Source organism: Dictyobacter halimunensis, from assembly GCF_036245075.1.
Window position 1 is genome coordinate 3,044,428 of record NZ_BSRI01000001.1, and the last position, 17,885, is coordinate 3,062,312.

General features: G+C 53.7%; 17 protein-coding genes. 12 read left to right on the forward strand and 5 right to left on the reverse strand.

Features of this window, described 5'->3' with window-relative positions:
* The first annotated feature begins 19 nt into the window (after window positions 1–19).
* Window positions 20–931, forward strand: a complete 912-nt coding sequence (locus tag AABA21_RS12445) for an aminoglycoside phosphotransferase family protein (RefSeq protein WP_338250340.1) — start codon at window positions 20–22, stop codon at window positions 929–931.
* A gap of 242 nt (window positions 932–1,173) precedes the next feature.
* On the opposite strand, the gene AABA21_RS12450 is transcribed toward AABA21_RS12445, so the two are convergent.
* Window positions 1,174–1,827 (reverse strand): TetR/AcrR family transcriptional regulator, encoded by a 654-nt coding sequence (locus AABA21_RS12450; protein WP_338251025.1) that lies wholly within the window; start codon window positions 1,825–1,827, stop codon window positions 1,174–1,176.
* Window positions 1,828–2,040: 213 nt separating this feature from the next.
* On the opposite strand from AABA21_RS12450, the gene AABA21_RS12455 reads away from it, so the two are divergent.
* From AABA21_RS12455 to AABA21_RS12465, 3 genes are read left to right on the forward strand one after another with little or no spacing between them, the layout of a single operon-like run.
* On the forward strand, window positions 2,041–2,271 hold the full coding sequence (locus tag AABA21_RS12455; RefSeq protein WP_338250342.1) for a ferredoxin: 231 nt from the start codon (window positions 2,041–2,043) through the stop codon (window positions 2,269–2,271).
* Window positions 2,261–3,577: an NAD(P)/FAD-dependent oxidoreductase gene (locus AABA21_RS12460; RefSeq protein ID WP_338250344.1), complete on the forward strand. Its 1,317-nt coding sequence runs from the start codon at window positions 2,261–2,263 to the stop codon at window positions 3,575–3,577. Before AABA21_RS12455 ends, AABA21_RS12460 begins: the two co-directional genes overlap by 11 nt.
* A gap of 34 nt (window positions 3,578–3,611) precedes the next feature.
* Window positions 3,612–4,874, forward strand: coding sequence for a cytochrome P450 (locus tag AABA21_RS12465; protein WP_338250346.1), 1,263 nt, complete (start codon window positions 3,612–3,614; stop codon window positions 4,872–4,874).
* Between the two features lie 66 nt (window positions 4,875–4,940).
* Here AABA21_RS12465 and AABA21_RS12470 read toward each other — a convergent pair whose 3' ends face one another.
* Window positions 4,941–6,059, reverse strand: coding sequence for a hypothetical protein (locus AABA21_RS12470; RefSeq protein WP_338250348.1), 1,119 nt, complete (start codon window positions 6,057–6,059; stop codon window positions 4,941–4,943).
* 864 nt (window positions 6,060–6,923) lie between these two features.
* On the opposite strand from AABA21_RS12470, the gene AABA21_RS12475 reads away from it, so the two are divergent.
* Both AABA21_RS12475 and AABA21_RS12480 read left to right on the forward strand, forming a co-directional pair.
* On the forward strand, window positions 6,924–9,152 hold the full coding sequence (locus tag AABA21_RS12475; protein ID WP_338250350.1) for a glycosyl hydrolase family 18 protein: 2,229 nt from the start codon (window positions 6,924–6,926) through the stop codon (window positions 9,150–9,152).
* Window positions 9,153–9,237: 85 nt separating this feature from the next.
* Window positions 9,238–10,740 (forward strand): chitinase, encoded by a 1,503-nt coding sequence (locus AABA21_RS12480; protein ID WP_338250352.1) that lies wholly within the window; start codon window positions 9,238–9,240, stop codon window positions 10,738–10,740.
* A 34-nt stretch (window positions 10,741–10,774) separates the two neighbouring features.
* Here the strand turns inward: AABA21_RS12480 and AABA21_RS12485 are convergent, their stop codons facing one another.
* Together AABA21_RS12485 and AABA21_RS12490 are read right to left on the reverse strand one after the other, a co-directional pair.
* The gene (locus AABA21_RS12485) at window positions 10,775–11,650 is read right to left on the reverse strand and encodes an SDR family NAD(P)-dependent oxidoreductase (RefSeq protein WP_338250354.1); all 876 of its coding nucleotides are present in this window, start codon (window positions 11,648–11,650) and stop codon (window positions 10,775–10,777) included.
* Entirely contained in the window at window positions 11,647–12,030 is a 384-nt protein-coding gene (locus tag AABA21_RS12490; protein WP_338250356.1) for a MerR family transcriptional regulator, read from the reverse strand. Before AABA21_RS12490 ends, AABA21_RS12485 begins: the two co-directional genes overlap by 4 nt.
* A 127-nt stretch (window positions 12,031–12,157) precedes the next feature.
* Between AABA21_RS12490 and AABA21_RS12495 the strand changes: the two genes are divergently transcribed.
* Together AABA21_RS12495 and AABA21_RS12500 are read left to right on the forward strand one after the other, a co-directional pair.
* Complete coding sequence (locus tag AABA21_RS12495; RefSeq protein WP_338250358.1) at window positions 12,158–13,615, forward strand: MFS transporter; 1,458 nt, start codon at window positions 12,158–12,160, stop codon at window positions 13,613–13,615.
* A gap of 262 nt (window positions 13,616–13,877) precedes the next feature.
* The gene (locus tag AABA21_RS12500) at window positions 13,878–14,453 is read left to right on the forward strand and encodes a cysteine hydrolase family protein (RefSeq protein ID WP_338250360.1); all 576 of its coding nucleotides are present in this window, start codon (window positions 13,878–13,880) and stop codon (window positions 14,451–14,453) included.
* 91 nt (window positions 14,454–14,544) lie between these two features.
* Here the strand turns inward: AABA21_RS12500 and AABA21_RS12505 are convergent, their stop codons facing one another.
* Entirely contained in the window at window positions 14,545–15,114 is a 570-nt protein-coding gene (locus tag AABA21_RS12505) for a DUF1326 domain-containing protein (RefSeq protein WP_338250362.1), read from the reverse strand.
* Window positions 15,115–15,574: 460 nt separating this feature from the next.
* Here AABA21_RS12505 and AABA21_RS12510 point away from each other — a divergent pair, with 460 nt between their 5' ends.
* The 4 genes from AABA21_RS12510 to tsaA all read left to right on the forward strand — a co-directional run bounded on the left by AABA21_RS12510 (window position 15,575) and on the right by tsaA (window position 17,821).
* Window positions 15,575–15,811 carry a heavy-metal-associated domain-containing protein gene (locus tag AABA21_RS12510; RefSeq protein ID WP_338250364.1) on the forward strand — a complete coding sequence of 79 codons (237 nt, stop codon included), beginning with the start codon at window positions 15,575–15,577 and terminating at the stop codon, window positions 15,809–15,811.
* A gap of 130 nt (window positions 15,812–15,941) precedes the next feature.
* Window positions 15,942–16,739, forward strand: a complete 798-nt coding sequence (locus AABA21_RS12515; RefSeq protein WP_338250366.1) for an aminoglycoside adenylyltransferase domain-containing protein — start codon at window positions 15,942–15,944, stop codon at window positions 16,737–16,739.
* A gap of 239 nt (window positions 16,740–16,978) precedes the next feature.
* Window positions 16,979–17,392 (forward strand): DoxX family protein, encoded by a 414-nt coding sequence (locus AABA21_RS12520; protein ID WP_338250367.1) that lies wholly within the window; start codon window positions 16,979–16,981, stop codon window positions 17,390–17,392.
* A gap of 12 nt (window positions 17,393–17,404) precedes the next feature.
* A complete protein-coding gene (tsaA, locus tag AABA21_RS12525) occupies window positions 17,405–17,821 on the forward strand; it encodes a tRNA (N6-threonylcarbamoyladenosine(37)-N6)-methyltransferase TrmO (RefSeq protein ID WP_338250369.1) in 417 nt (138 codons plus the stop codon).
* Window positions 17,822–17,885 lie beyond the last annotated feature (64 nt).

A 17,885-nucleotide genomic window follows, 5' to 3' on the forward strand; every position in this document is an offset into this window, starting at 1 on the left:
ACCAGAGGAGAAAACGGGTTTGTTTACTATTCCTGATAACTTTGCGCAATTTATGATTAAGCAATTTGGGGCAGAGGGGCGTATCTGGTTGGATCAGTTACCGGAGAGGCTGGCGTCCTATGAGGAGCGCTGGAGTATAAAGATTGGCGAACCGGTACGGAATCTTTCCTTTAACTATGTGGCGCCGGCTGTGGGCGTGGATGGGAGGAGGGTGATGTTGAAGACGGGATTGACCGATGAATTTCCCATTCAGCCGGAGGCGCTGCGTCATTTTGGTGGTCAGGGAGCTGTGAAGATGCTGGCCTACGATGAAGCCAATGAGGTGATGCTGATGGAGCGCCTGGCTCCAGGCACCTCCTTGCGCGTGGTGGAGAACGATGAAGCGGTGATAACGGCCGCCACAGAAGTGATGCGCAAGCTCTGGCGTCCCTTGCCCGAGCAGCATTATCCTTTTCCCACCATTATCGATTGGGGAAAGTCCTTCGCTGAGTTGCGCCAGCAATATAACGGTGGAACGGGTCCGATCCCGGCGGCTGATTTCGACCGTGCGGAGAAGTTGTACGCCGAGTTGAGTGCTTCTATGGGAGAGCAGGTGTTGCTGCATGGTGACCTGCATCATGACAACATCCTGCTGGATGAGTACGAGGGCTGGCTGGCGGTTGATCCAAAGGGGGTTATTGGTGAGCGGGTCTATGAAACTGGCTCGATATTGCGTAACTTCTGGCCTGACATCCTGTCCAATCCTGATCCCAGAGCGTTGACGAGGCGGCGCATCGATCAGATGTCCGAGGAGCTGGGCTTTGATCGGGAGCGCATCTATAGCTGGGCCTTTGCCCAGGCGGTGCTAGCGGTGGTCTGGAGCGTTGAAGATCGCGGCCAGCTGGAATACGAAGGGCTCTACTTCGTGAACTTGTTGAATTCGATCAGGTAAGCCTCTTCTAGAGTGGTTTTACTTACGTCACCTAGGGGCACGTGATAGCCCCCGCACGGGCGTCCGCATGCGCGGCCGCACTGGTTTTTTTATGTTGGTGCAACAGGGGCGCATCCGCGCCCCTGTTGCACCAACATATTATGGGTTGTTGAGCATTGCAGATGCGCCCCTGTTGCGCCGATATACTATGGGCTGTTGAGCATTGCAGATGCGAAGATACAGGTAGGCGATGATCATGAGAGTTAGACTCTCTCTGAGGAGAAGAGGGGGGTGAGGTAGCTGATGAGCATGGTTTTGAGGGCGCTGAGGACTGTGGACTGTTCGTGGGAAGGAACGGTCTCGGATAGTTCGAGGAGCGTCTGGGTGGTGGTGTAGAGGATGCGCAGGGTGAGGGCGCGCTCAGCGGCAGGCAGGTGTGGGATGCAGGCCGCCAGCAGATCATCCAGGCGCTCAAAAAGCTCCTGGTTGATCTGTTGGGCCTCGGCGGCGAATTCGCTGGATGCACTGGCGCCGATGAAAAAGGCGCGTATCCCGCCATGGCTGGCATGCAATGTGAGGAGGGCGCTGATCAGGCTATCGAAGGCATCTGAGAGCGACTGAAAGAAGAAATCATCGGTCAGAATATTTTGGATCAGGTCGCGATACTGCTGGTGATAGCGGGCCACCACGGCCTGTAGGATCGCTTTTTTGTTGGGAAAAAACTGGTAGAGTGAACCAATCGATGTGTTGGCGCGCTGGGCGATCACATTGGTGCTGGTGGCCTGGTAGCCGATCTCGGCAAAGAGCTGTTCAGCGGCATCCAGAATCGCCGCCACGCGCTGTTGTCCTCGCATCTGCTGTGGTTGACGACGAAAATGCGTTTCTTGTACCTCTGTTTGTATCTGCTCCTGGTCCATCTGCTCCACACAATCTCTTACTTACTGGCTCGCCACAATGTAAACATGCCCAGTATAGCACAAGTCTATCCGCCTGTTCCCCTCTTTGTATCCTATCAGTGACAAGAATCGTGTATATATAAATATAAAATGTGAGTTATTTGCTCATATTTTTATGGTAGAATATGCATGGAATGAGAACCAGATTGAGATAGAAAGAAGGGATAACGAGCGATGAAAATCACTGTTGACCTTAATCGGTGTCAGGGGTATGGGCAATGTTGTTTCGCGGATCCGAAAGTATTCAAGCTGCATGGAGAAGAGGCGTTGGAATATGATCCATCTCCCAGCGATGAGCGCCGTCTGCAGGTAATTCGCGCCGCGAAGGCGTGTCCTGTGCAGGCTATCTATATTGGTGAGTCATTTGAGGAGCAAGAAAAGAGGTCGAAAGCTCATGGGGAGTGATCGCGCACAGGGAAGGCGCAAAGACGAACGGATCGTGATTGTTGGCGCCTCGCTGGCGGGCTTGCGCGCCGCCGAGGCACTGCGCCGCGATGGCTTCGCGGGCCAACTCACGATTGTCGGTAATGAGCCATACGCGCCATATGATCGGCCGCCCCTCTCCAAGCAGGTACTGGCCGGCCGCCTGCCGGTAGAGTATACATCGCTTGCCCTGTTTGAGGATGTGCGTGCGCGCTGGATACTGGGAGTGGCCGCCACCTCGCTGGATGTTGAGCAGCACCAGGTCTCGTTAAGCAATGGTGAAACGCTGCCTTTCGACCAATTGTTAATCGCCACCGGCACCCGCGCCCGTCCCTGGCCCGAAGCGTATGGAGGCAAACTGGACGGCGTCTTTTTGATCCGCGACCGCGATGACGCACAAAAGCTGCGGACATACTTGGAGCGCAAGCCCGGACGTGTCCTGATCGCCGGAGGAGGTTTTATCGGATGTGAGGCCGCCAGCGTCTGTCGTGACCTGGGACTGGATGTTACGCTGATAGAGCGAGGTCCGACTCCGCTGTACGGAGCGCTGGGGAGCAGCATTGGTGAGATCGTCGCCCGCCTACAGCGGCAGCATGGCGTGGATCTGCGCCCCAACATGACGGTGGCAGCGTTTGAGGGAGACGAAGAGGGACGCCTGCGTCGCGCCCGTCTGACCGATGGGAGCATGATGGACGTAGATGTGGCGATCGTTGCCCTGGGCGCTTTGCATAATACCGAGTGGTTGATGGATTCCGGCCTGGCTGTGGATGATCGTGGCGTAGTCTGTGATGCCTATTGCAGGGTATTGGATGCGCAGGGCCGGCCCAGTCCGGGGATCTTTACCGCCGGGGACGTAGCGCGCTGGCCGCAGCATCTCTATGAAGAGGATGTTATCGCCGTTGAACACTGGGGCAATGCTGTTGGCCAGGCGGAAAACGCGGCGCACAATATGCTTAGCGAGATGGATGACTATCGGGTCTACCGACACATGCCGATGTTCTGGTCGAGTCAGTTCGGCGTCAACATCAAATCGGTTGGCCTGCCGAATCTAGGTGATGAAGTCATGATCACGCAAGGTTCAGTGGAACGCTATCGCTTCGTCGCCGTGTATGGACGTAAGGGGCGCCTTATCGGAGCTGTGAGCTTTGATCAGGGACGCTGGCTGGATGCCTACAGCGCGCTGATCGATGCCGAGACCGCCTATCCACCCCAACTTGCAGCCGCTGATCAGCCAGAAGATATGCAGTCCCTACAAGCCGGTTTCCCGGTAGCTACCCGGCACGCCTGAAGTAGTATTGGCACAGACGAAAGGACAGACAACCATGGTGCAAAAGTCAAAGGTAAACTTCAAACAGATTCTGGATCACTCGCATATAGCTAATCCCTATCCGCTCTACGAGCAGTTCCGTGAGACGCCCGTAGCTGTACAGGAGGATGGCAGCTATATCGTCAGCACCTATAACGAGATTGTCTCCTTGCTCCACGATCCCCGTGTAAGCGCTGACATGCGCAACTCCGACGCCCAGAAACGGGCAATGGAGCAAATGCAACAGAGGCGGGCACAGATGATAGCACAGGGGCAGCCCGTACCCGAGCAAGAAGAGGTTGAGCCTCCGTTCATCTTCCAGGATCCCCCCAACCATGACCGTCTGCGGCGTATCGTGATGAGCCAGTTTACGCCCGCGCGCATCGAGGGCATGACCTCACACATCGAACAGATCGTCAAAGAGCACCTGGACAGACATACACAGGGTGGCCAGATCGACATCGTCGATGACCTGGCCTATCCGCTGCCGGTAACGGTTATCTGTCAACTGCTGGGTGTACCACGCGAGGATGAGGCGCGCTTCCACGCCTGGGCCGAACTACTGGCTACCGTCCTGGATCCAGGCCAGATCCAGACCGAAGAGCAGCAGAAGCAGATTATGGGCGCCGGTCAGCAGATCCGTGAATACATGACTCAGTTGCTGGAGAGGCTCAAGACCAATCCCGGTGATAACATGCTCTCAGGCATGATGCGCACCGATGACATCGAAGGTCCGATGACGCCACGCGAACTGATCAGCACCGCCGTTCTGCTCCTGATCGCCGGACACGAGACGACCGTCAACCTGATCACCAATGGCACGCTGGCCATGGTGCGTTCTCCTGAACTGTTAAAGCAGTTGCGTGAGGATCCCGACCTGGTGATCACCTATGTTGAGGAACTGCTGCGCTACGATCCACCGGTGCATTTCCGCACGCGTACCGCGCTGACCAACATAGATATTGCCGGAGTAACCATCCCTAAAGGCGCCACCATCATCCTGGTGCTGGCCTCTGGCAGCCATGACGGGGAGCGCTTTAAAGATCCCGAAGAATTTATCGCCGATCGTCAGGGCAACGAGCACCTGGGTTTTGGCAGTGGCATCCACTACTGCGTTGGCGCGCCGCTGGCGCGTATCGAAGCCCATATCGCCCTCCGCGAGCTCAGTCGCCGCCTGATCGAACCGACGCTCGCGGTTGATCCTCCACCCTACAGGGATAACGCAGCCCTGCGCGGCCCCCGCCACCTCCTCGTCAACTTCAAAGGACTGGTAGATTAAAACAGCAGGGTGATGTGCGACATCGCACATCACCCTGCTGTTTTAATCTTAGAAATCGAACGTATATCAGTTGCCATAGGTGACGACCAGGGGGGCGGGCTGCATGGAGAGCACTTCCGCTGGTGTCATAACGCTGGTTTTGGACTCGATGTTGTAGAACAATTTGAAGCCACCGTAATCGAAGTTGTGATAGGCCTGAAAATCGTCGTGTACCCACTCGTGATACTGGTGCATCTTATCGCCATGGTCACCGGGATAGCCCCCGACGCTATCGACATGGATGACGGTATCCACCCGAGGGTCAATAATGATGTCGCGCTTATCCGAGATCTCCGCCTTGCCCGCGTCATTTGGCGTTGCCGTACCATCGCCGCTGGGGCGATACTGATGGATAATGAGAATCTTGCGCGGCACATGATACTTCATCGGGATGGCCGCCACCGCCTCGATGATTGGATTGAGATCGGAGGCTCGCACATTGCTGAGATTTGTGCCGGGGATGCCATCATGGCGAGGAAACATCCACTCGGGATCGATGGCCATGTGGACAAAGCTATATTTTTCCAGGTAGGGGAGGAAATAATTGACCTCCGGCATAACTGGTGACCAGCCAAAGTTCAGGTCAAGGAAAAGTAATAGATTGTTACTTTTACAAAAATCAATATACTGCTGAAGGGTAGCCGAATCGAGGTGATGGCTGTAGGTATTGTCTGGTCCGGGAAAGCCATCAGGGATACTTACGACCAGGTCGATCCCTAATTGGACAGGGTGGGCCGGGTCAAGACGCTCATATTCCGCTCCCTGCGCCTTTAAGTGCGCCAGCATGTCATCGCTTAACTGGTAAGCGGGACCTGTCGCAGCGGCACCGGGTATCGCGTAGAACGCGACGATACGATGGGTAGGCAGGATCGCATTGAGATTGGGATCAAATGCTGACGTCGGTGTTGGGGTTGGCATGGGTGGTTGTGTTGGTTTGGGCGCCATCGTAAATGTCTCGCCCGACTGATCGGTTGTTGACCTGCTTGATGGAAACACATATGCCAGAAAGACACTTGTGGCAACGATCACCAATAGCAAAGCTAAGACACACACAATGAGTAATCTACCCGATCTCCAATTCTGACCTTGTAGATTGAGCGGCCCTTTCTGTTGAAATATTTGTGGTAATGATAATCTACTACGCATCGACTGACTGTTTTCCTTCGAAAAACTGGTGGGTTCTCTGCGGACCCATGTCTAAATTAAGAAGGCCAACGAGAATCCGAAAAAATAAGAACTGATAGAACTTGCATCAACTTTAATCAGAGCATCTCCATAAATAAGTGCATCAATATAAAGTTGTCTCGCTATTTTCTGTTTCCTACCTATAAAAAATAACGCTATTTTTTAACCATAGCATACAGTATATTTCTATTTATATATGTGATGTAGCTCACAATCTGAGCCACTGCGCAGGGAGAGAAATCCTGTGCACTTTTTATGCTCAACTGTATGATAACAGCTTTGTAACATTCGTATACCCAAAAGGACTAATGGGATAGGGAAAGGTGGGACTTTTAGGGCAGAAATGCAAGCCGGGGCGAGCCCGGCACCTACGGGGGCGTGGTCGTGGAGGCAAGGGGAAAGCCGGGGCAAGCCCGGCACCTACGGGGGGCGTGGTCGTGGAGGTAAGGGGAAAGCCGGGGCAAGCCCGGCACTACTGGTATATACATATTGACATATACACCAGGCTTGGGTACACTTTCATCAGAGGTATATGGTACGTAAAGGGCTTTTCTGGAAAAGCTTTTGTTTTCGAGCACCATATTTTTATAATGAAGGAGTAGATAGTTGCTAAGTCATTTTGTTGTTCTAACAACTAGATGTACTTGCAACATGAAAGGAGGAACTCATTCGATATAGATTGTAGATCCTGGTGCGAGCCGGGCACCTATGGGTGTCGTAAGCCGGGGTGAGCCCGGATTGAGGATGCCGGGGGCATCCTCGCCTACGGTTTCAGGCGATCATTTTAGCATGGACTGCTTGTCAGATGAACGCAAGGAGCACCTTATGACAAATACAAAGTTGTGGCAGCCAGGAAGAGTAGGTCTGTTCCTGCTTCTGTTACTTGCCACCGTGTTCTATGTACCCTCAATTGCGCACGGAGCAACGGATGCTTCTACCATTTCAACGCCTACCAATGTAAAAGTTGTCTTTAGCGGATCTCAATCAATTACCCTCAACTGGTCCGCCTCCACCGATAATTCGAGGACCGGGGATGTCGCGGCCTACTATGTTTTTAATAGCTCACAGATAGTCGCGACCTCTATGGGGACAGCGGTCACGATCAGTTCTCTGCGGCCCTCAACCAGCTATACCTTTACTGTGCAGGCATATGACAAGGACGGAAACGTCTCGGCGCAAAGTTCGGCTGTCAGCGCCTCGACCCAGGCAGCAGGGAGTAGCTCTTATCAGAACATCGCCTATTTTGATCAGTGGGGCATCTATGGCAACAGCTACTATCCCTCAACCGTTGACACATCGGGAGCAGCCTCCAGGCTAACCGCTATTATCTACGACTTTGAAAACATCGATCCTACCAATCTGACGTGTTTCGAGACCATCAAAGCCTCTGACTCCAGCAACGAGAGTGATCCAAACGCGGGCGACGGTGCCGGTGATGCGTTTGCCGATTACCAGAAGAGCTATAGCTCCAATTCGGTGGATGGCAGTTCGGATTCCTATAGCCAACCAATAAAGGGGAACTTCAACCAGTTGCGCGAGCTCAAGGCAAAGTACCCCAATCTAAAACTGTTGCTCTCGCTGGGTGGCTGGACCTATTCCAAGTATTTTTCCGATGTGGCCGCCACGGCAGCCTCACGGCAGAAGTTCGTCAGCTCGTGCATCTCGATGTTTCTTAAAGGCAATCTGCCCACGGGGATCAGTGGTGACCCCTCGGGAGGGAACGCGTCCGCCGCTGGTATCTTTGATGGTTTTGATATCGACTGGGAGTATCCCGGGACTCAGGGGCATACCGGCAATCACTATGGCGCGCAGGATAGCGCCAACTACACCCTGTTGTTCCAGGAGTTCCGTACGGAGCTAGACTCCTATGGGAACAGTATCGGCAAGCATTTCCAACTGACGGCGGCGGTACCAGCGGGACAGGATAAGATTGCGCACATCCAGACCGATCAGGTTGGCAAGTATCTCGATTACGCGGATGTGATGACCTATGACATGCATGGAGGATTTGAGAGCACCGGTCCCACGAACTTTCAGGATCCCCTGTATGCCTCGCCCAACGATCCATCCCAACCAATAGCGCCCGGCAGCGAGAAATACAACATTGATAGCGCAATCAAAGACTGGACAACGGGTTCGGCGGCCTATGGCATCCCCGGCGGATTTCCATCTGCCAAGCTGGTGATGGGCTTCCCGCTCTACTATCGCGGCTGGACTGGCGTCGCCGTTGGCAGTAATCACGGTCTCTATCAAAGCGCAACCGGACCATCGCCCTCATTTCCCACCAGCCAGCAGGCAGGCATCGCGGACTACAAAGAACTGGCCGCCGCAGGACTGACCAGCAACGGCAGCGACAACTTCTTTGATCCCATTACGCAGGCTAGCTGGATCTATGATGGCACTAACTTCTACACGGGTGACACCCCACGATCGATCACCGCAAAGACCGATTACATCAAGTCTCACAACCTTGGTGGCGCGATGCTGTTCTCCCTGGACGCCAATGATCCGGCTGACACGTTACTCAACGCCATCGCCGATGGCCTGACAGGAGGAACTATACCAACCCCGACGCCGACGCCGAATCCAACCCCGACGCCGAATCCCACACCGACTCCGACACCGAAGCCAACTCCAACTCCCATTCCAACGCCGTCGCCCACACCGACTCCGGGCAACCTGGTGACAAATGGAGGATTCGAGACGGGGAATCTCAGTGGGTGGAGTTGTGATCCAGGAGATACCGTAGTGAGTAGCCCTGTGCACAGTGGGAGCCATGCCTTGCAGTTGACGCCTTCGAATTCGACCACCGGTCAATGCACGCAGACGATCAATGTCCAGCCCAACCATGCTTATACGTTGAAAGCGTACGTGCAAGGGAACTATGTCTACCTGGGTGTCAACGGGTACTCCAGTAACTGGATGAATGCGAGCAGCTATGGATTGCTGAGTTATTCATTCACGACCACTGCCAGTACGACAAGCATCACGATCTTCGTACACGGCTGGTATCTCCAGGGCAACGTCTACGTTGACGATGTCTCTTTAAGCTGATGGCGCGCGGTCGGAGGGCTATGGCTCTTCGATCGATTGTCTGTTTGATTGAATTTGTGTTGAACATATTGCAAGGAGCGCAAGAATGTTTCGCAGCAAACTGGCACAGATCGGTGTTGCGCTGTGCGTCTTGAGCGGTATGGTGCTACTGCTCTTCTTCAACAGGTCGGTGGATGTGGCCGTGGCGGCCAACAACCTGGTGACAAATGGCGGCTTTGAGGCGGGAAACCTTAGCGGCTGGAGTTGTGATGCCGGAGATACTGTCGTGAGCAGTCCAGTGCATAGTGGAACGCATGCGTTGCAGGTCAATCCGAGCAACTCGACCACGGGACAATGTTCGCAGACCATCAGTGTTCTGCCCGGTACGGCATACACGCTCAGCGCGTATGTTGATGGATCGTATATGTACCTGGGCGTCAACGGCTATGGCAGCAACTGGACGAACAGCTCAAGCTATACACAGCTCTCCTATTCCTTCACCACCAATAGTAGTACGACCAGTATCACGATCTATGTACATGGCTGGTATGCGCAAAGTAGTGGTTATGTCGACGACATCAGCCTGGCGGGTCCTGGTGGGAATGGGACGCCGACGCCCACCCCATCGCCAACGGCCACCAGTACCCCGACGCCGACGCCGACGGTGATCCCAACGGCAACACCTACACCCTGTCCCGCCTGTGGTGGAGGGTTGCCCAGGCATATCTTAACCGGTTATTGGCAGGACTTCACCAATGGTGCGACTCCGCTCAGGCTAAGTGGGGTCGATGCGCAATATAACCTGATCGCGGTGGCCTTCGCCAATGCTGATCCCTCCAGGCCCGGAGGCGTTACCTTTAGCGTTGATTCTGGTCTGTCCTCTGCCCTGGGAGGCTATAGCACGGCGCAATTTACCAGCGACATCGCGACGCTGCACGCGCAGGGCAAGAAGGTGATTATCTCCGTTGGTGGGCAGAACGGAACCATCAGCGTCAGCGACGCGACCTCGGCCAGCAACTTCACGAACAGCGTCTACCAGTTGATCAAGACCTATGGCTTTGATGGGGTCGACATTGATCTGGAGAACGGCATCAATCCGACCTATATGGGCAGCGCCCTGCGACAGCTCTCCTCGCTGGTCGGCCCGAATCTTGTAATTACGCTGGCACCGCAGACGATCGACATGCAATCCACGGGCAGCGGCTACTTTCAACTGGCCCTGCAGATCAAGGATATCCTGACCGTCGTCAACATGCAGTACTACAACTCTGGCAGCATGAACGGTTGCGATGGGAGAGTCTATTCTGAGGGGAGCGAGGACTTCCTGACGGCTCTGGCCTGCATTCAACTGCAGGGAGGATTAAGGGCCGACCAGGTTGGGATTGGTGTTCCCGCGAGTAGTTCGGCCGCCGGCGGAGGGTATGTCTCACCATCGGTCGTGAACAGTGCCCTGGACTGCCTGGCAAGGGGTACGAACTGTGGCTCCTTCAGGCCATCGACTACCTACCCAACCATTAGGGGAGCGATGACATGGTCGATCAACTGGGATGCGTCAAACGGATATAACTTCGCGCACACCGTTGGCGCGCACCTGGCGACCCTGCCGTAACCTTTCATCGAAGATGGTCCATAGGTGGCGACTGTTACAACATGCGATGGCCGCCTCCTACGTATAGGATCTGGCCGGTGAGCCAGCGGGCCTGCTGCGAGGCGAGGAAGACGATCACATCGGCCAAGTCCTCTGGTTGACCAACGCGCCGCAAGGGGGCCTGCTCAGACAGCGCCTGCTCCATGGCAGGAGTGATCCAGCCTGTCTGAGTGGGTCCTGGCGACACGATATTGACGGTAATGCCATATGGACCCAGTTCATGGGCGGCCGCTCGCGTATAGGATTCCATAGCGAACTTACTGGCCCCGTAGGATGTATTCTGCCCAAAGCCCGAGGCAGCATCGGTACTGAGATTGATGATGCGCCCATCACGCAGATCTCTGGTGATGCGTCGCCGGGCGAACTCCGCCATCATCAGCGCTATAGCCCGGCTATTGATCGCAAAGTGGCGATCATGGCTATCGGCGCTCAATGCAGACAGGGGATAGCCGCCTGGAGTAAGGTCAGCCGAACCCGGATAGCCTCCAGGGATGAACGTATCGGCCTGGCAATAATCCGCGTTATTAACCAACACATCAACGGGTCCAAACAAAGATTCGGCCTGCTCAAAAAGCCAGGGGATGGTGGCGGGATTAGACAGGTCTGCCTCTATCGCCTCCGCGCGTCCCCCTTGATCACGAATAGCCGTAATAACCTCGTCCGCGGTTTGCCTGCGCCGGCTATTGTAGAAGGCGAGTCCGGGTGATGATGCATCATCAGATGGCGTGGATGATCCCAATGAGGGCATACGGAGATAGTTGATCAGCACGGACGCACCCTCGCGGGCCAGTGCCGTGGCCGTGGCGGCGCCAATGCCGTGATTGCCACCGGTAATTAAGGCAACTTTGCCCTCTAATCCTGTATCAATCATGATTGATTGCCTGCTTTCTGCCGTTCCTTCTCTCGTGCCGACAAGAAGCGTGCATGCAACTGGTTAAGCTCAATTTGTATGGAGCGCAATTCTGTTTGCTTCCTATCGATCTCTTCCATTTTTCTACAAAGAAGCTCCAGTTTCCTGGGTTGATCTTGAGTCTCTCTTGCCTGGAGGAGTTCTCTAAGTTCGGCGAGCGTAAATCCTGCTGATTGAAGCCGCCTGATCATGAGGAGGTGCGCTATGACGCTCTCATCATAGAAGCGATAGTTATTGGCCTCTCGTCGAATGTGGCGTGCATCGATGAGTCCTTCCTTCTCATAAAAGCGAATGGTGGGAGCCGTCAATCCTGTTATCTGGGCGAGTTCGTGAATCTTCATAATTTCTCCCGGGAAAAGACTTGACCTTAAAGTATACTTTAGAGTTTATACTCTAAACGTCAGCTGGTCTCCTGTCAAGAGTGGCAAAGCCCAGGGCATAAACAAGGAATGAACGGAAATTATCAAAATGGCAAAGACACGTACACAATTTCTCCGACCCCTTCATCGAGAGCATAGTAAAAGCTCTGACGATTTTGACCGCAAACTTATCACGCCGATGATCGTCGGAGCTATTCTGAACCCGGTGAACTCATCGATCATTGCGGTCTCACTAGTGCCTATTGGGGCTGCCTTTAGAGTCTCACCATCAAGCACAGCCTGGCTGGTATCGGGATTGTACCTGGCGACCGCCCTTGGCCAACCGGTGGTTGGTAAACTGGTGGATGCTTATGGGCCAAAACGATTGTATGTGGCTGGTGCGATCTTCACCGGCATTGCGGGGATCCTAGGTGCCTTTGCACCGAGCTTATGGGTGCTGATTATTGCCAGGGTTATTCTGGGGTTTGGCACGTGTGTTGGGTATCCATCGGCGATGTACCTGATACGTAGCGAAGCCAGACGTACCGGCCATGAGAGTCCGGCTGGCGTGCTAACGGCGCTGGCCGTATCTGCCCAGACGATCGCTGTGATAGGTCCGGCGCTTGGCGGCCTGTTAATCACCATTGGTGGTTGGCGTTCCATGTTCGCTATAAACATACTGCTCGCCATTGTGTGCCTCTATTACGGTTTTCGCTATCTTCCCGCAATGTCTTCTTTGCAAGAAGCGTCGGAAAACAAAAGTGATAACCGCTTAGATTATCCTGGCATGTTTCTTTTCGCTGTCACGCTTATTGCGCTTCTCTTCTTCCTGATGAGCCCGCAGTTCTCGCATCTCTTTTTGATAGGGCTATCCGCTCTAGCGGCTATCGCCTTTGGGTGGAGAGAGCTACATTGCTCCGCACCGTTTCTTGATCTGCGTGTATTTGGGGGAAATAGGCCGCTGCTGATAACATTCGTACGGAATTTCCTGGCGATGACGGTCGGATATGCATTTCTGTACGGTTTTTCGCAATGGCTGCAAGACGGCCGAGGGTTGAATGTGACAACCGCTGGCTTGTTGTTGTTGCCACTATCGTTTGTTGCCATCGGGGTATCAAGTATTACCGGGAGAAGCAGAGAGATACGTATGAAACTCATTGCAGCCGCCGTTGCCCAGATAGTCTTCTGCCTGCTCCTGCTTGTGTTTAATTCCGCGAGTCCTCTCTGGTTGCTTATCCTGGTGATTGCTATCGCGGGCATTCCGCAAGGTCTGGCCAGTTTAGCTAACCAGAATGCCGTGTACTACCAGGCCGATCAGGAGCGCATAGGTGCTTCTGCTGGCTTGCTACGGACCTTTACCTATCTGGGTGCATTGCTCGCATCGGCAGCCAACGGGCTATTTTTGCAGAAGGCTGCTGATACGACCGGACTGCATCACCTGACAATTTTTATGCTCATCATTGCTGCCTTGTTTGCTCTCCTCACAATTGTTGATCGATCGCTGGGCAGGATTGGCGTTGTGACTTCCGCTCCAACAGAAGAGCAAGTAAAGACAGTTAAACAGTAATATAATGAAAGGAGTTTTTCTTACGCCATTGACCATCATCGGTAAGGATGGGTTTGACTTTCGTCATGTTGGGGTGCCTGTGCGGCCCCGTACTCGCGTCCGCTGCGCGGCCGCACTGTTATTTTGTGTTGGTGCATAGGGGGTGCGCATCCGCGCACCCCCTATGCACCAACACAAAACGGACTCGTGAGCCACGTATAAGAAAGCTATACATGTTGCATATAACTAATTTCAAGAGAAGCAGAAAGGAAACTATCAATCAATGTCTGATATGCAAGCAAACACAGCCCTGTTAGTCATGGATATGCAGGCGGGGATTGTCAATCGCTACGCACAATCAAGCGATATTCTTGAGCGTACAAATACAGCCATTGCGGCGGCCCGTGCCGCATCGATTCCCGTCATCTATGTAGTCGTGGGTTTTCGGCCGGGGTATCCCGAGGTCAGTCCTAGAAATAAAATGTTCTCTGGCCGCAGTCAAGCTTCCTCGTCAACGGCTGCCTTTTCGATTGAGCTTCCCCAGGCCATCGCTCCGCAGCCGATGGATGTAGTGATCACCAAGCGTCGTGTCAGCGCGTTTAGTGGAAGTGATTTAGAGATGGTGTTGAGGGCGCAGAACATCTCGCACCTGGTGCTATGCGGCATCGCAACCAGCGGGGTCGTCTTATCGACGCTCAGGGAAGCGGCGGATAAAGATTACCAGTTGACCGTCCTGGCCGACTGCTGCCTGGATAACGACGAAGAGGTTCATCGCGTCCTGCTATCCAAAGTCTTTCCACGCCAGGCGGAGGTCATACAGTCTGAAGACTGGGTGGCAACGCTGGCCGTTGAGAAATAAAGGAACTGGCGTACAGCCGTACTTCATTTATAGATTGATGCATGGGTGCGCATTGGCGCGCCCATGCATCAATCTATAAATGACTCTAGAGCTAGTCTTTCTGGTACGTGAATGTGTCGCGCAGGGCCATCAATCCTTGATAGTTCCAGGCCCTCGCCTGTTTGCTGGTCTGTTCATCGGGACCGCAGATCAGGGATTGTGCATCGGGGCTGAAGGTCGCGTCCAGTGTTAGTTTGTTGTCGGGGGACATGTGATAGGATAGGTGGGCGCGATACACCGCGCGAGCGGTTTGTGGAAGCGGCGCGACCTCGGCCGGAACGCTATCCAATTGATGTTCAAAAACGTTGAGCAGGGCAACAACTTGTAGCATCGAGGCGGTGCTATCCACCAGGATGACCTCCTGCCAACGATCATTTTCTCCTTCAACGACCGGTTGGGTCAGACTTAAAATGGTGAGATGCGATACATCGATGCCCTGGATAATACCGGCCTCGATGTGAAATCCGCTCACGCGCCAGAAGGGATAATTCGGCTGGTTGTCCCTGACACCATCACCACACCTACATGGGTTGCAATCGCAGGGATCACACGTACAGGAATCGCCGCGTGCCCCGAAGATAGCACCCTTCACGAGATAGCTTTTTTGCATCACTGGAGCCATGATAACTCTCCTTAAATAAGGTCTCGCCTATTGTGCTGGCAAGCAGGTTCATATCCAATGTACTGTCAGAATGGGCTGACGTTCCTCTGTCCGGGAGCTTGAGCGCCCCCGCACGAGCGTCCGCATGCGCGGCCGCACTGGTTTTGAGTTGGTGCGACAGGGACGCATTGGCGCCCCTGTCGCACCAACTCATCATTGCACTTAGTATAACATAAAAAGTTTGAAAAGAATTTAGATATTTAACGTTGAATATTGTATTAAATGATTTATGGTTTATCTTGTTTCAGGTTTTTACTCGGTCGAAATTGGCTGTCATGATTTTATAGGGATAAGTATGTATTTTTTTTCTTAAGGTTTTATCTTGTGCCTGGAACGTGTAAAGTATGTTTTGTGAAATATGTCTGTGATGCTCATGAAGAGCTAACAGTTGTTCGGGTTATGTCGTGTAAGGAGGTTTAGGATGAAACAGGATACTTGCTTAAAGATGGGGCGTATGAATTGTAGCGGGTGCGTGAGTAAGATCACGAAGGTTCTTCAATCTTTCCCTGGTCTGGAAGTAGTGCAGGTTGATCTTCCGGCTAAAACGGTTACGGTACGCTATGAGTCTGATCGGCTCAACTTTGAAGAGGTTGAACAGGCTCTGGCGCAGGCAAAATATCCTATCGCGGAGATTTTGCAGGAGCATGGTGCAAGGTAGCATTTGACAGAGGGTATGTGCCACGTGTTATAAACTGTATATTCAAGCATTAAATATGAGGGTGAAGATAACGGCGATGCGGGGCTTCTGTCCCGGCAGGCTGAATATGAAGCTGTCAGGGAGGTGATGTATGGCAGGCAGACACGATACACGTCTGCAAGCGCTGCCACTGGATGTACAGTCCTATGTTTCGCGGGTGGTACAGATGCTGCATGACTATTTGCGGGAGGACTTATTGGGTGTCTATCTGGTTGGGTCTGCCGCGTTAGGAGGATTTATTCCCGGCAGGAGTGATATCGATATTCAGGGGGTATGCGCGCGGCACCTGCGGCAGGAAGAGAAGGAACAACTCGCCACCCTGCTGGCGCATCCCGCGCTCCCGTGTCCGACGCGTGGATGCGAGCTTGTCATTTATCAGAAGGACGCGATCGCGGCCTCCGCTTCTACGGCTGGCTTTGAGCTTAATCTCAACTCTGGTCCGCAGATGTCTTTGCATATCACCTATGATGCGAAGGATGAATCGCCCCACTGGTTTTTCTTCGATCGGGCGATCGCGCGCGAGCATGGCATCACGCTTTTTGGTCCTCCGCCACAGGATCTGTTTGGGGTTATTCCCCGAACCTGGCTCATTGAAGCGGTCCTGACATCGCTGCGCTGGTATACAGATTATGAAGAAGCCAACTATGCGAGCGTCCTCAACGCCTGTCGGGGGTGGTGCTTTGTGGAGGAGAATCAGATACGATCAAAAAAGGATGCGGTAGCATGGGCTACAACACATGTGGACGGGGGCGATCTACTTCGGCAAGCTCTGGCCTTACACGCCGGGACCACCGATGAAAAGCTGGACCCAGCCAGGGCCAGGCGGTTTCTGGATATGGTCCAAAGGCGTGTAGAGCAGGTGTGGCAAGAGGAGATGCGGAAAAAATAAAGTAGCCGTGTAGTTTTCCAGGTGAATGCGCGGTGGGTAAACCCTGTAGGGAAAAGCGGAATAGAAGGCTATTTTATTTCCGCTTTTTTGTGCGCGAAACAGAATAGAAATACAGAGAGAGAGACAAACAATAGCTAAAAGTGTATCGCGAACGTTGCCCTGAACTTCTTGCTCCACGGTCATGGAGCTTTTAACCACCTGTTATCGCATCTCATCCAGATTCCTTGAAGGAGAAAAACATGCAAGTGGCTACCCGAACGACTTCGATTTCAAAGGCTCCCCTATGGATTGGTCGTGTTTTGACCGCGCTGGCGGCGCTGTTTTTGCTCTTTGATGGCATTATTCACGTGATGCAGATCTCCCCCGTCGTAGACTCGCTAAACCAGCTTGGATATCCGGTGAACCTCGCACTTGCCCTCGGCGTTATTGAGCTTGTATGCCTGGCCGCCTATGTATTTCCAGCTACCTCTGTTGTGGGAGCGGTTCTGTTGACGGGCTATCTGGGCGGAGCGATTTCAGCTCACCTGCGCCTTGGAGATCCCCTGTTTAGTACCACGCTTTTTCCTGTCTACATTGGTATATTGATCTGGTGTGGGCTTTACCTGCGCGACGAGCGTATACGCGCGCTTTTCACTGTGCGCCGAGAGCGATAAGAGAAGGAAATTATGGCAGAGATTGATTATATACTGCATCCCATTGGTTTCCTGCAGTCATCGCTGAAGCGGCGTGAAGACGCGCCCAAGCAGGGTCGGGAAGGAGCACCAGACGCCTGGCTGATCGTCAACGACGAGTTCGCTGAAGGACTGGATAGGGTCGCAGTGGGTGATGAATTAATTATCATCAGCTGGTTTCATCGATCCCAACGCGACACACTCAAGGTTCATCCGCGCGGTGATCCTGCGATACCCCTGACTGGCGTCTTTGCCACACGGTCGCCCGACAGGCCAAATCCGCTGGGTCTGCACCGGGTAACGGTGCGCGAGATAGCCGGCAGCAGGTTGAAGATCGGACCTATCGAGGCCATCGATGGCACACCGGTTGTAGATATCAAGCCGGTGCTGCCACACACAATAGACGCATAGCAACCGCGACCCTCCTGGGTCGCGGTTCTTTTTTTATCTGCTAGAGCGTTGAGCGCGAGGCGCG

Coding starts and splice junctions, on each gene's coding strand:
- AABA21_RS12515 (WP_338250366.1), top strand. CDS start 15,942: ATGGCAGGCAGACACGATACACGTCTGCAAGCGCTGCCACTGGATGTA.
- AABA21_RS12505 (WP_338250362.1), bottom strand. CDS start 15,114: ATGGCTCCAGTGATGCAAAAAAGCTATCTCGTGAAGGGTGCTATCTTC.
- AABA21_RS12455 (WP_338250342.1), top strand. CDS start 2,041: ATGAAAATCACTGTTGACCTTAATCGGTGTCAGGGGTATGGGCAATGT.
- AABA21_RS12475 (WP_338250350.1), top strand. CDS start 6,924: ATGACAAATACAAAGTTGTGGCAGCCAGGAAGAGTAGGTCTGTTCCTG.
- AABA21_RS12495 (WP_338250358.1), top strand. CDS start 12,158: ATGGCAAAGACACGTACACAATTTCTCCGACCCCTTCATCGAGAGCAT.
- AABA21_RS12465 (WP_338250346.1), top strand. CDS start 3,612: ATGGTGCAAAAGTCAAAGGTAAACTTCAAACAGATTCTGGATCACTCG.
- AABA21_RS12460 (WP_338250344.1), top strand. CDS start 2,261: ATGGGGAGTGATCGCGCACAGGGAAGGCGCAAAGACGAACGGATCGTG.
- AABA21_RS12520 (WP_338250367.1), top strand. CDS start 16,979: ATGCAAGTGGCTACCCGAACGACTTCGATTTCAAAGGCTCCCCTATGG.
- tsaA (WP_338250369.1), top strand. CDS start 17,405: ATGGCAGAGATTGATTATATACTGCATCCCATTGGTTTCCTGCAGTCA.
- AABA21_RS12510 (WP_338250364.1), top strand. CDS start 15,575: ATGAAACAGGATACTTGCTTAAAGATGGGGCGTATGAATTGTAGCGGG.
- AABA21_RS12490 (WP_338250356.1), bottom strand. CDS start 12,030: ATGAAGATTCACGAACTCGCCCAGATAACAGGATTGACGGCTCCCACC.
- AABA21_RS12470 (WP_338250348.1), bottom strand. CDS start 6,059: ATGCGTAGTAGATTATCATTACCACAAATATTTCAACAGAAAGGGCCG.
- AABA21_RS12450 (WP_338251025.1), bottom strand. CDS start 1,827: ATGGACCAGGAGCAGATACAAACAGAGGTACAAGAAACGCATTTTCGT.
- AABA21_RS12500 (WP_338250360.1), top strand. CDS start 13,878: ATGTCTGATATGCAAGCAAACACAGCCCTGTTAGTCATGGATATGCAG.
- AABA21_RS12480 (WP_338250352.1), top strand. CDS start 9,238: ATGTTTCGCAGCAAACTGGCACAGATCGGTGTTGCGCTGTGCGTCTTG.
- AABA21_RS12485 (WP_338250354.1), bottom strand. CDS start 11,650: ATGATTGATACAGGATTAGAGGGCAAAGTTGCCTTAATTACCGGTGGC.